The sequence below is a fragment of the Klebsiella sp. JN_Kp126 genome (assembly GCF_033843325.1).
Lineage (GTDB): Bacteria > Pseudomonadota > Gammaproteobacteria > Enterobacterales > Enterobacteriaceae > Klebsiella > Klebsiella michiganensis.
In genome coordinates this window covers 151,068-163,194 of sequence record NZ_JAWXQV010000041.1, presented here as the reverse complement: position 1 = coordinate 163,194, position 12,127 = coordinate 151,068, and the positions used below count along the sequence as shown (strand labels likewise).

The window sequence follows — 12,127 nt, the reverse complement described above, 5'->3', positions numbered from 1 at the left end:
GCCTATATTTCCGCCTCCATTCAACCGACACAGCGCCGGTTTACAGGATGCAGCGGCGGGTTAATTGCTGCCGAACATATCCTTAATCCAGCCCGCTACGCCATCGCTCTTCTCCTGCTTCGGCGGTTGCTGCTGATTTTGCTGCTGCGGCTGCTGCCCGGACTGATTGAACGGGTTATTCGCCTGCTGCTGCTCAAGCTGCTGCTGTTGGATCTGTTCGCCCTGGCGGCACAGCGCGTCCGGCGAGGTCGTCCATACCGGCAGCGAGCGCATGCCGCCGCTGCAGACAAAGTTACCGCTGCCATCGACGCCCATATCCACCACGTCTTCAGGCGGAGTCAGCACCAGCGGCGTCGGCGTCTGGTTAGCCAGGTAGCGCTGATAAATTGACATCGCGCCGCTGGCGCCGTACAGCTTGGTCGGCTGGTTATTATCGCGACCCACCCAGGTAATGGTCACCTGACCGCCGTCAATACCGGCAAACCAGGTATCAACGTTGTTGTTGGTGGTCCCGGTTTTACCCGCCAGATGCAGGCCCGGATACTTCGCGCCCAGCTGGCGACCGGTACCGCGCTGCACCACCTGCTGCATGGTCCATAGCGTCATATACGCCGCCTGCGCCGGCACCGCACGTTCCGCCTGCGGATAGCTCTGATAGAGCACGGTACCATCTTCAGCGATAACGGAACGCAGCGCGGACAGCGGTGCGCGGTTACCCCCGCTGGCAATGGTCTGGAACGCCTGCGCCACTTCAATCGGCGTCAGGTTCAGCGCCCCCAGCAGCATAGACGGCACGGCGTTCAGCTGATTCTTCGGCGCGCCCAGCTTAGTCCAGGTATCGACCACCGCCGGCAGACCCAGCGCCATCCCAAGGTTCACCGTCGGCACGTTCATTGAACGCGTCAGCGCGTCAACCAGCATCACTTTACCGCTATCGCTGTAGCGACGATCGTCGTTCTGCGGCGACCACGTCTGGCCGTTGGACAGGCGAATCGAGATAGGCGCATCGGCAATCCAGGTATTGAGACGATACTGGTTCGGCTGGCTTAGCGCGGTCAGATAGGTCGCCGGTTTTGCCAGTGAACCAATTGAACGGCGCGCCTGCATCGCGCGGTTATAGCCGGCAAACTGCGGCTCCGCGCCGCCGACCATCGCCCGCACCTCGCCGGTGAAGCGGTCGACCACCACCATCGCGGTTTCCAGATCCGGCAGCTTACGCTGTTTCTTCAGCGCCGGAATACCTTCCGTCGCCGCTTTTTCCGCCGCGTCCTGCGCGACCGAGTCGAAGGTGGTAAAGATCTTCACGCCGGAGAGATCTTTCACTTTGTCGCCCAGCTTCGCCTGCAGCTCCTGGCGCACCATCTGCATAAACGCCGGCTGCGGAGAGATCACCCCGCCGCGCGGCTGTACGCCCAGCGGACGCGCGCTCAGCATGTCATACAGTTCCTGATCGATAACCTGCTGCTGCTGCAGCAGACGCAGCACGAGGTTGCGTCGCTCCAGCGCCAGCTTCGGGTTACGCCACGGGTTGTAAACCGACGCGCCTTTTACCATCCCCACCAGCAGCGCCTGCTGATCGAGGCTTAGCTCTTCCACCGGACGACCAAAGTAATAGAGGCTCGCCAGCGGGAAGCCGCGGATCTCGTTATCGCCGCTCTGACCGAGGTACACCTCGTTCATGTACAGCTCAAGGATACGATCCTTGCTGTAGCGGGCATCGACGATCAGCGCCATATAGGCTTCATTAATCTTGCGCCAGTACGAACGTTCGCTGGAGAGGAACAGGTTCTTCACCAGCTGCTGGGTCAGCGTACTCGCCCCCTGCACCGTACGCCCGGCGGTCAGGTTCGCCAACACCGCGCGGCCAATCGAGTAGAGGCTGATACCGTCGTGTTCGTAGAAATGACGATCTTCCGTCGCCAGCAGGGTATCGACCAGCAGATCCGGGAAGCCGTTGCGCTTAACAAACAGACGCTGTTCGCCGTTGGCCGATTGCAGCATGGTGATCAGGCGCGGATCGAGACGGAAGAAACCGAACTGGCGGTTGTTATCCATATTCTCGATAGTGTCCAGACGATCGCCATTAAAGGTCAGACGCGCGCGCACCTGCCCTTCTTTACTGTCCGGGAAATCGAACGGACGGCGGATCATCTCGATACTGTTGGCCTGTACCGTGTATTCGCCCGGACGCGTCATCGCGCTCACCTGGCGATACTGCGTGGCGTTGAGCAGGCGCACCATTTCGTTTTTGCTGATCTGCATATCCGGCTCAAGGTTGACCATCCGGCCATAAACCGCGGCGGGCAGATCCCAGACTTTACCGTCGATGCGGCTGCGGATTTTCTGATCGAGGTAGACGCCATAGGCGGCAATCAATACCGCGCAGACGACCCCAATCTTAATCAGCAGCCATAGCCAGGCGCGTTTACGACGAGGGGGTTTACCGCCTTTGCCTTTTCCTTTCCGCGGCATCGGTTTTTCATCCTCATAGTCATCATCATCGTAATCGTCGTCGTAGTCCTCTTCCCGGACCCGACGGCGAGTTACCTTTTGTTTTGCCGGGCGCGAGGGTCTCCCCTTACGTCCGATCGGCTCGCGGTCATCTCCCGCCATGCTTTTTCTCCGCAACTTACAGGCGTAAAGGCCTGATTCTCAATGTTTCCCCGAATGGGGGAAAGAAGAAATCTCTCAAATTGACGCCCGAATATTTTGGCCTTCAGGCGACCATTTATGTACTGCGCGACGCGTTATCATGTCGCTCGTATGATTTTCACTTTAAAAATTCACCATACAAATCATCTTGTTACACGTTTCATCATCAGAATAGTTCGGGACACGGAACGGATTGTCCAGGCGATACAGGATAGCACTAAACCGCGACATTCTTAACCAGCATTTTACATCCTCATCGAATAACGAAAGGGAAATTATTATGTTTTTTAACAACATAAAAATGTGCGCCCGTATCGATCCGCAGGCCGCCCAAAGAAACCGGAACGGCGCCGGCGGGAAAGAATATTTCCGCCGTAAAAGAAAAATCATGCAGGTGAAAGAAAAAGAAATTTAAAAGACGACAATGATAAAAAAGCGAGCCGCTTAACATTGATAATTTGGCAGATTTTCTGATGACTGCGGACAAATATTTGTTAAACTGTCAGCCAATTAATTTTTCCGATTAATATATTATGCGCAACTTTATTCTATTCCCGCTTATGGCGGTCGCCCTGCTCTCAGGCTGTCAGCAAAATCGTTCGACAACCCTCAGTCCTGCCGTGAGCGGCCAGGCCCAGCTTGAGCAGCTTGCCTCCGTCGCCGCCGGGGCGCGCTATCTGAAGAATAAATGCAACCGCAGCGATCTGCCCGCCGATGAAGCGATTAATCGTGCGGCAATAAACGTGGGTAAAAAACGCGGATGGGCGAATATTGACGATAATCTGCTAAGTCAGCGCAGCACGCAGCTATATCAACAGCTCCAGCAGGACAGTACCCCGGAAGCCACAAAATGCAGCCAGTTTAATCGCCAGCTGGCGCCATTTATTGATAGCCTGCGCGGCAATAAATAGCGCTTATTTTTATTCCGCTCGCACTATTTTATTCAGCCTGCGGACTCTCCTCAATCGCCCCGCCCGGCCAGTCATCCAGCGCCGCGAGGGTAAACGTTTTACCGTTGAAGCTAAATACGGTGAGATCCTGCTGAATCTGCTCAATAACCAGGTTCGGCAGCGGCGAGTCGCCCTCCTTCCAGGACTGGCCGTTTAATACAATGCTGCGTTTCTCCGCCAGCGAGGCGTAGACGTGCGCGCTATAGCGCAGAGGCGGCAGAGTATCTTCATCGATCGCTATTTCTGGTTCAGCCTTCATTTCTGGCTCGGCTTTAACCGCCGTCACGGCAGTTTTGACCGCCGGTTGATTCAGCGGCACTAACGCCGCATGCGCTACTGGCTGGCTCATCGGCTGCGGCTCGGGCTTATTCCGCCACTGCTCGCCGCCGAACCAGCCGAGCGCAATCAGCAGCGCGGCGTACAGCGGTACGGTCACATAGGGGATCTGCACCATTTTTCCAACCACCGCCGGGGGCGCGGACTGCGGGTACGGCTCTTGCTGACGAACAAGCACGGGCTTCTCCTTAATCAAGACACGCCATCCCGGCCCGTGGTTATGACGCCGCGGGCCGGGAGGTTCAGGTCTTACTTGCTGCTGACCGGCAGCCCGGCGCCCTGGGCATCGCCCTGCGGCATTTCCAGCACCGCCACAGACCATGCCGGCAGCGTGACCGTGCCATCAGCGGCAATCTGCACGCCGTTTGCCAGCGAATTTTCACCCGCCGCCTGCTGGATCGCACTCAGCTGCAGCGTTTCACCGGCAAACTCATTCAGCGTACGGCTTTCCGGCGCGGCGTTAATCACCACCACCAGGCCGTCAAGACGGCTATCCAGGCTGGCGCCCGCTTTCACTCCGTCATCCACGGTCATAATCAGCAGACCGGCCTGCTGGTCTGAACCGGTATTACGGAAATCAACGCGCTTCATCACCGCGCTGCCGTCGCCTAAGGTGAACAGCGGGGAGGATTTACGCAGCTCGGTCAGCTCCTGGTAGAACGCGGTCATCTGCTTCAGCTCCGCTTCGCCCGGAGTGGCAACCATCTCTTTGACGCGAGTAATCACGTCATAGTTGCTGCCGTCATCGCTGATGCGCGGCATCCCAACGTTGTAGTTATTATCCTGCAGGGAATAATCCACGCGGTTGAACCAGTCGCCGGAGTCGTAGGAGTCGCGGGTAAAGGATTTCGAGCGCAGCAGTTCAGAACCCTGCTGGTCGAAAGCGATCCCCTGCCCGAGCATCACCGTCGCCAGCGAAACGGCCTGCATGCGAACGCGGGTCGCCAGGTCGGCTTCCTGGGACGCTTTATAGCTGATCATGTCCCACAGCGTCTGGTTGTCGTGCTTCGAAACATAGTTGACGACTTCCGTCGGGTCTGCGGCATAGCCGCCAGGCGCGCCGTTATAGTCAATTTCGCTGCCTTTCTTCACCGCACCGTCTTTGTCGATCATCACAAAGTCAGCGAGGTTACCGGCCATGCCCAGACGGGTCAGATCGGCCAGATGACGCACCTGGTCATCGCTCAGGCTGGCGAGTTCGTTTGGCAACACGCCCGCGCCGCTGCCGACGCCCTGGTTCTGACGCAGAGCATCGCCGGAATCGAACGGGCCGCCGCCGCGCACGGAGTCGCGCAGGCGATCGGAGAACGTGCCGATGCCGGTACCTTTCAGGTTGATCTGCGAGGCGATTTCAAAACGGTCGCTCTGGTTAGAGTCCCAGCCTTCGCCGAAGAAGTAGATATCCGGGTTCAGGGCCTTAATGCGCTCCCACGCCGACAGAATTTGCGCTTTCGGGTGATAGCCCATCAGATCGAAGCGGAAGCCATCGATTTTATAGTCCGTGGTCCACACCGCCAGCGAGTCGGCGATCAGCTTGGCGAACATCCGATGCTCCGGCGCAGAGTCGGAACAGCAGGTGGCGGATTCAACGCTGCCGGTAATTTCATTCAGACGCTGATAGTACCAGGGTACGATCTTATCCAGCACCGACGTGCGGTCGGTCGGGCCCGCGGCGTTGGTGTGGTTGTATACCACGTCCATAATGACGTTCATCCCCAGATCCTGCTTGATCGCCTGAATCATGGTGCGGAACTCTTTGATGCGCGTCGTGCCTTCCGGATCGGTCGCGTAGGAGCCTTCCGGAACCGTGTAGTGGAACGGATCGTAGCCCCAGTTGTAGGAGTCGGTCTGTGCCACCAGCGTATTCAGCGCCTGCACCTGCGGATTATCCTGGCTATCGCTCTGCTTAAGCTGATTCAGCACCTCTTCCACGGTGGAGCCGCTGTCGCAGTATCCGGCGAACTCGCTGCTTTTCACCGCGCTGTTCACTTCGCACAGGCGGCTGAACGGCTGCTGAATATCGGCGACTTTGTCGCTGAACTCGTTCACCGTCGCCAGATCGAAGACCGGCAGCAGTTCAACGTGCGTGACGCCTGAAGCGGAGAGCTTCTTCAGATGCTGCACCATATTGCTGTCGCCGGCGGTCAGCGCAAGGTATTTACCGCGCAGTTCGGCCGGAACGGTCTGGTCCCAGGCGGAGAGATCGCGAATATGCGATTCATGAATCGTCATCTTCGCTAAATCCGCTTTTGTCTTCTGGGCATGCGGCATCGTCAGGCTATCCCAGCCGTCAGGCTTCAGGGCGCTGTCGTTGAGATCGACCACCTGGCTGTACTCCGAGTTGGTCGACAGGCTATGCGCATACGGATCGGTGACTTCGTACTGTTCAACCTTGCGCGACTGCGGGTGATAAACCGTCATCGCATAGCGGTAGAACGCGCCTTTCAGATCGCTACCGCCCTGCCACGACCACGCGCCGGAAGCGCTGTCGCGGGTCATCGGATGGCTGCCAATCACTTTTTTGTCCGCGCTGTAGACCACCACATCCACCTGCTGAGCGGTCGGCGCCCAGACGCGGAAGGTGACGCCGCCGTCGGCCAGCTGCGCGCCGTAGCTCAGGGCTTCCGCCGCTTCGGCATAGGTATCATCCAGCACGCCCGCCGTCTGTACCTGGGTGGCGGAAATCAGGATCCCGTCCTCTGCGGCGGCAATGGCGACCGTTTCGCCCTGCAGCAGCTCGTCAACGTTGGCGTTGTCCGGCAGCTTAAAGGCCGCATAGCTGGAAAGGTGCGGGAAGCGCATGCTGACCTGCTGGCTGACGGTAGTCGGCGTCAGTTTCAGGTAGCGGTCGGTAAATTTGCCTTCGCCGTCGGCCGCCACTTTACTGCTGTGGCTGTAGTAGAGGCGCACGAGGGGCTTATCCTGCCCGCCCGGCCACAGCAGCGTATTTTTATCGACCCAGTGGGCTTCGGCCAGCGCGACGCCAAAAGCGGCGCGGAAGGCGTCGGCGCGGGAGTCATAGACCGCGCTGTTGCCGGCGATCACCGATACCGTACGATCGGTAAAGTCGCCAAACGACACCCGCAGGTCGCTATCGATCAGCTTATCGGTGCCGTCGCGAACGATAACGTTAATACAGCCGCTCTCTTTGTTGAGCGGGATCACCCAGTACGGGCCATATTTATCGCTGCCGCTCGGCGTGGTGCTGACATCATTCCAGTCCGCTACCGGCGCGCTCAGCGCGTCGCAGGTTTCGTTGTTCCATAAGTAGAGGTTTTTACTGCTGTAGTCCGCAGCGCTACTGCTGGTAATGCCGGCGATATCCACCAGGTGAATGACCGCCTGCTTTTCTGTCGCCGTGGCCGCTTCGCCGGGTACGGCAACGTCAGGTAAACGTACAACCACATCCTGATTACCAGGAGTGTCGGGATTTCCAGAGGAAGAAGAAGAGGATCCGTTATCGCAGCCGCTAAGTAAAACCAGCGATCCCAGAACCAGGGCATTACGGGTATATCTGAGCATTCGATAGTCCCTATACATGCTGATTAAATTATATGAAGTGTTATATACGCGAAACTATTCCTGGCGCACTTAAGCACCATAAAAAAAATAACGAGCATATCTTTAAAGCGCCGATAATTAGATATTCTTGCTCTCTCCGGTTCAATCATCCATTCGCTCATTACGTGGGGGCGTAGGCGGCCGGAGGAGAAAAAATAAAAAGGGAATGACGACCGCAATAGCCAAACTCTTTATGATTCGCAGCGACCTACGCAGATTCCCGCAATAAGCACGCTCACAATAAAAAAAGCCCCACCAATATCGGTAGGGCGGTACCTTTTGCTGAGGGAAATAGAATGAGCAAAGGAATAAAAATGCATAATTCCGTGATGAGACTAACAATATCAAATAAAAAAATAATTAATTACGCGCCTCATATTGTGACGTCCATCATATTATTTTTTATCTGCCAGCAGCTCGCCCAATTAACCTGGAAAATAATTCTCCCGGTAAACTTTACGGATAACGCATTGAGCCCTGCCGATATGACGGCGCCCGCAACCCCCTCCCCGGAAACGGCGCTGCCGCGCTTTACGCTGTTTGGCCTTGCGGAGAAAATCTCCGCCTCCGCGCACGGCGGCAACCTCGACCAGGCGCCCGTATCGGCGCTCAAACTGCGCGTTACCGGCCTGCTCGCCAGCACCGTTCCCTCTCGCGCCATTGCCATCATGATGAAAGGGAATCAACAGGTTAGCCTCGGGATTGGCGATAGCACGCCGGGCGGAGAGGCGAAAATCGTCGCCATTTTCCCCGACCGCCTGATTGTTAATTACCGCGGCAGAAATGAGGCTATCCCGCTGTTTAACGACCTGCCTGCCGCCGGCAAAAATAGCGCCGCGCCGCCAGCCCGCCAATTGGCGCAGGAGCTCCGCGCGCAGCCGCAAAATATTCTTCATTACCTCAATATTTCGCCGGTCATGGTTAACGACAAGCTCAGCGGATATCGTCTGAATTCGGGCAAAGACCCGGCGCTATTTCGCCTGGCGGGTCTCAAGGAAAACGATCTGGCGATAGCCCTAAACGGCCTGGATCTTCGCGATAAAGAACAGTCCCGCCAGGCATTAGCCCAGCTACCGGAATTAACTGAAATAACTCTTACCGTTGAACGCGACGGCCAGAAACAAGATATTTATCTAGCCCTGAGGGATGAATAATTGATCATCGCCAACGTCATTCGCCCATTTTCCCTGATGCTGCTGGTATTCGCCGCGCTGTTATTCAAACCGGCCGCGGCGGAAGAGTTTTCCGCCAGCTTTAAGGGCACCGATATTCAGGAATTTATCAATACGGTGAGTAAAAACCTGAATAAAACGGTCATTATCGATCCCAGCGTACGCGGCACCATTACCGTGCGCAGCTACGATATGCTCAACGAAGAGCAATATTATCAATTCTTCCTCAGCGTCCTCGATGTCTATGGCTTCGCGGTGATTAATATGAATAACGGCGTCCTGAAAGTCGTTCGTTCGAAGGATGCGAAAACCGCCGCGGTGCCGGTGGCGAGCGATGCCGCGCCGGGCATTGGCGATGAGGTCGTCACCCGCGTCGTGCCCCTGACCAACGTCGCGGCCCGCGATCTGGCGCCGCTGCTGCGCCAGCTTAACGATAACGCCGGCGCGGGCAGCGTGGTGCACTATGAACCCTCCAACGTCCTGCTGATGACCGGCCGCGCGGCGGTCATCAAGCGCCTGCTAACCATCGTCGAACGCGTCGATAACGCCGGAGACCGCAGCGTGGTGACCGTTCCCCTCGCCTGGGCCTCCGCCGCCGATGTGGTCAAGCTGGTGACCGAACTCAACAAAGACACCAGCAAATCGGCGCTGCCCGGCTCAATGGTCGCCAACGTGGTGGCCGATGAACGCACCAACGCGGTGCTGGTCAGCGGCGAGCCGAACTCCCGCCAGCGGATCATCGCCATGATTAAGCAGCTCGACCGCCAGCAGGCGACCCAGGGCAATACCAAAGTGATCTACCTGAAATACGCCAAAGCCTCCGACCTGGTGGAAGTGCTGACCGGCATCAGCAGCACGATGCAGAGCGAAAAGCAGGCCGCGAAGCCGGTGGCGGCGCTGGATAAAAATATCATTATCAAAGCGCACGGTCAGACCAACGCCCTGATTGTCACCGCCGCCCCGGACGTAATGAACGATCTGGAGCGGGTGATCGCCCAGCTGGATATCCGCCGCCCGCAGGTACTGGTCGAAGCGATTATCGCCGAAGTGCAGGACGCTGACGGTCTGAACCTCGGCATCCAGTGGGCCAATAAAAATGCCGGGATGACCCAGTTCACCAACAGCGGTCTGCCGATATCCACGGCCATCGCCGGGGCCAACCAGTACAACAAAGACGGCACCGTCAGCAGCTCGCTGGCAAGCGCCTTAAGCTCCTTCAACGGCATTGCCGCCGGGTTCTACCAGGGCAACTGGGCGATGCTGTTAACCGCCCTCTCCAGCAGCACCAAGAACGATATTCTCGCGACGCCGAGTATCGTCACCCTCGACAACATGGAAGCCACCTTTAACGTCGGCCAGGAGGTCCCGGTGCTGACCGGCTCGCAAACCACTTCCGGCGATAACATCTTCAATACCGTCGAGCGCAAAACCGTCGGCATCAAGCTAAAAGTGAAGCCGCAGATCAACGAAGGCGATTCGGTTCTGCTGGAGATCGAACAGGAAGTCTCCAGCGTGGCGGACGCCGCCTCCAGCACCAGCTCGGATCTCGGCGCGACCTTCAATACCCGTACGGTCAATAACGCCGTGCTGGTCGGCAGCGGCGAAACGGTGGTCGTCGGCGGACTGCTGGATAAAAGCGTCTCCGACACCGCCGACAAAGTCCCTCTGCTCGGCGACATCCCGGTGATTGGCGCGCTGTTCCGCTCCACCAGCAAAAAGGTCTCCAAGCGCAACCTGATGCTGTTTATCCGCCCGACGGTGATCCGCGACCGCGACGAGTACCGTCAGGCTTCATCCGGGCAGTACACCGCGTTTAACGACGCCCAGAGCAAACAGCGCGGCAAAGAGAACAACGACGCGATGCTGAGTAACGATCTGCTGGAGATCTACCCGCGCCAGGATACCGCCGCGTTCCGCCAGGTCAGCGCCGCCATCGACGCCTTCAATCTGGGAGGCAATCTATGACCCCCGCCGCTGAACGACGCCCGCTGCTCCCCTTCGGCTACGCCCGCGCGCACAACGTGATGCTCCTGAGCAACGGCGAAAGCTGCGAGGTTTTCTGCCTCGCCGCCACCGCGCCGCAGGCGCTGCTGGAAGCCCGCAGGGTGGCCGGGATGCCGTTCAGCCTCGAGCGACTGGAAGCGGAGGCGTTCGAAAAGCTGCTGGTGCTGAGCTATCAGCGCGACTCCGCCGAGGCCCGGCGCATGATGGCGGATATCGGCAACGAGCTGGATCTGTACACCCTTGCCGAAGAGCTGCCGGACACCGACGACCTGCTGGATAGCGAAGACGACGCGCCGATTATCCGCCTGATTAACGCCATGCTCACCGAGGCTATCAAAGAGAAAGCGTCGGATATTCATATCGAAACCTATGAACGCCACCTGCAAATTCGCTTTCGCGTCGACGGCGTACTGCGCGAAATTCTGCGCCCCCAGCGCCGCCTCGCTGCGCTGCTGATCTCGCGCATTAAGGTGATGGCGAGCCTTGATATCGCCGAAAAGCGCATTCCTCAGGACGGTCGCATGGCGCTGCGCATTGGCGGACGCGCCGTCGACGTGCGCGTCTCCACCCTGCCGTCGAGCTACGGCGAACGCGTTGTGCTGCGTCTGCTCGATAAAAACAGCGTCAATCTCGACCTGCTGACCCTCGGCATGTCGCCCGCGCTGCTTCAGCAGGTGGATGGACTGATCGCCCGCCCGCACGGCATCGTGCTGGTGACCGGGCCGACCGGTTCGGGAAAAAGCACCACCCTCTACGCCGCGCTGAGCCGCCTCGATGCCCGCGAGCGCAACATCATGACCATTGAAGATCCTATCGAATATGAGCTGGAGGGCATCGGTCAGACCCAGGTTAACGCGAAAGTCGATATGACCTTTGCCCGCGGGCTGCGCGCCATTTTGCGCCAGGACCCTGACGTGGTGCTGGTGGGCGAAATTCGCGACGGCGAAACGGCGCAGATCGCCGTTCAGGCTTCGCTAACCGGTCATCTGGTGCTCTCAACGCTGCACACCAACAGCGCGCTGGGCGCCATCTCGCGCCTGCAGGATATGGGCGTTGAGCCTTTTCTGCTCTCCACCTCGCTGCTGGCGGTGATGTCGCAGCGGCTGGTGCGCCGGCTCTGCCCGCACTGTCGCCAGCAGGAACCGGCGAATGCCGACACCGCCCGCCAGATGGAGATCGCTCCCGGCACGGCGCTCTGGCAGCCCCGGGGCTGCGCCGAGTGCGGCTTTACCGGCTATCGCGGACGTACCGGCATTCACGAACTGCTGCTGGTGGACGATCGCGTGCGTATGGCAATCCACCGCGGCGAAAACGAGGTGACGCTGATCCAGCAGCTGGGGGCGGACTATATCACCCTGCGCCACGCCGGACGGGACAAGGCGCTGGCGGGGATCACCAGCTGGCAAGAGGTGCTGCGGGTTAGCGAACAGCAGATCGCGGAGGCCTCCTGAC

At 58.5% G+C, this 12,127-nt stretch carries 8 protein-coding genes; 5 read left to right on the top strand and 3 right to left on the bottom strand.

Annotated elements, in window-relative coordinates; translation table 11 throughout:
- Nucleotides 1-60: 60 nt before the first annotated feature.
- Nucleotides 61-2,613, bottom strand: coding sequence for a bifunctional glycosyl transferase/transpeptidase (gene mrcB / locus SIK97_RS02725; protein ID WP_032748049.1), 2,553 nt, complete (start codon nucleotides 2,611-2,613; stop codon nucleotides 61-63).
- A 319-nt stretch (nucleotides 2,614-2,932) separates the two neighbouring features.
- Here mrcB and SIK97_RS02720 point away from each other — a divergent pair, with 319 nt between their 5' ends.
- Together SIK97_RS02720 and pulS are read left to right on the top strand one after the other, a co-directional pair.
- Complete coding sequence (locus tag SIK97_RS02720; protein ID WP_254903915.1) at nucleotides 2,933-3,067, top strand: hypothetical protein; 135 nt, start codon at nucleotides 2,933-2,935, stop codon at nucleotides 3,065-3,067.
- A 118-nt stretch (nucleotides 3,068-3,185) separates the two neighbouring features.
- Nucleotides 3,186-3,563, top strand: a complete 378-nt coding sequence (gene pulS / locus SIK97_RS02715) for a GspS family T2SS pilot lipoprotein variant PulS (protein WP_025107373.1) — start codon at nucleotides 3,186-3,188, stop codon at nucleotides 3,561-3,563.
- A gap of 28 nt (nucleotides 3,564-3,591) precedes the next feature.
- On the opposite strand, the gene gspB is transcribed toward pulS, so the two are convergent.
- Both gspB and pulA read right to left on the bottom strand, forming a co-directional pair.
- A complete protein-coding gene (gspB, locus tag SIK97_RS02710) occupies nucleotides 3,592-4,116 on the bottom strand; it encodes a type II secretion system assembly factor GspB (RefSeq protein ID WP_032748047.1) in 525 nt (174 codons plus the stop codon).
- 71 nt (nucleotides 4,117-4,187) lie between these two features.
- Nucleotides 4,188-7,460 carry a pullulanase-type alpha-1,6-glucosidase gene (gene pulA / locus SIK97_RS02705; protein WP_048262347.1) on the bottom strand — a complete coding sequence of 1,091 codons (3,273 nt, stop codon included), beginning with the start codon at nucleotides 7,458-7,460 and terminating at the stop codon, nucleotides 4,188-4,190.
- Nucleotides 7,461-7,813: 353 nt separating this feature from the next.
- Here pulA and gspC point away from each other — a divergent pair, with 353 nt between their 5' ends.
- Genes gspC through gspE form a run of 3 tightly spaced genes read left to right on the top strand, consistent with a single transcriptional unit; the run spans nucleotide 7,814 to nucleotide 12,126 of the window.
- Nucleotides 7,814-8,653, top strand: coding sequence for a type II secretion system protein GspC (gspC, locus tag SIK97_RS02700; RefSeq protein ID WP_057173049.1), 840 nt, complete (start codon nucleotides 7,814-7,816; stop codon nucleotides 8,651-8,653).
- Between the two features lie 36 nt (nucleotides 8,654-8,689).
- Nucleotides 8,690-10,636, top strand: coding sequence for a GspD family T2SS secretin variant PulD (pulD, locus tag SIK97_RS02695; protein WP_029946937.1), 1,947 nt, complete (start codon nucleotides 8,690-8,692; stop codon nucleotides 10,634-10,636).
- On the top strand, nucleotides 10,633-12,126 hold the full coding sequence (gene gspE, locus SIK97_RS02690) for a type II secretion system ATPase GspE (protein WP_025107369.1): 1,494 nt from the start codon (nucleotides 10,633-10,635) through the stop codon (nucleotides 12,124-12,126). The genes pulD and gspE overlap by 4 nt, the downstream gene beginning before the upstream one ends.
- The last annotated feature ends 1 nt before the right edge of the window (nucleotide 12,127 follow it).

Excerpts from the sequence above, each read along its gene's own strand:
- pulD (WP_029946937.1), top strand. The coding sequence starts at position 8,690 with ATGCTGCTGGTATTCGCCGCGCTGTTATTCAAACCGGCCGCGGCGGAA.
- pulA (WP_048262347.1), bottom strand. The coding sequence starts at position 7,460 with ATGCTCAGATATACCCGTAATGCCCTGGTTCTGGGATCGCTGGTTTTA.
- gspC (WP_057173049.1), top strand. The coding sequence starts at position 7,814 with ATGCATAATTCCGTGATGAGACTAACAATATCAAATAAAAAAATAATT.
- gspE (WP_025107369.1), top strand. The coding sequence starts at position 10,633 with ATGACCCCCGCCGCTGAACGACGCCCGCTGCTCCCCTTCGGCTACGCC.
- SIK97_RS02720 (WP_254903915.1), top strand. The coding sequence starts at position 2,933 with ATGTTTTTTAACAACATAAAAATGTGCGCCCGTATCGATCCGCAGGCC.
- mrcB (WP_032748049.1), bottom strand. The coding sequence starts at position 2,613 with ATGGCGGGAGATGACCGCGAGCCGATCGGACGTAAGGGGAGACCCTCG.
- pulS (WP_025107373.1), top strand. The coding sequence starts at position 3,186 with ATGCGCAACTTTATTCTATTCCCGCTTATGGCGGTCGCCCTGCTCTCA.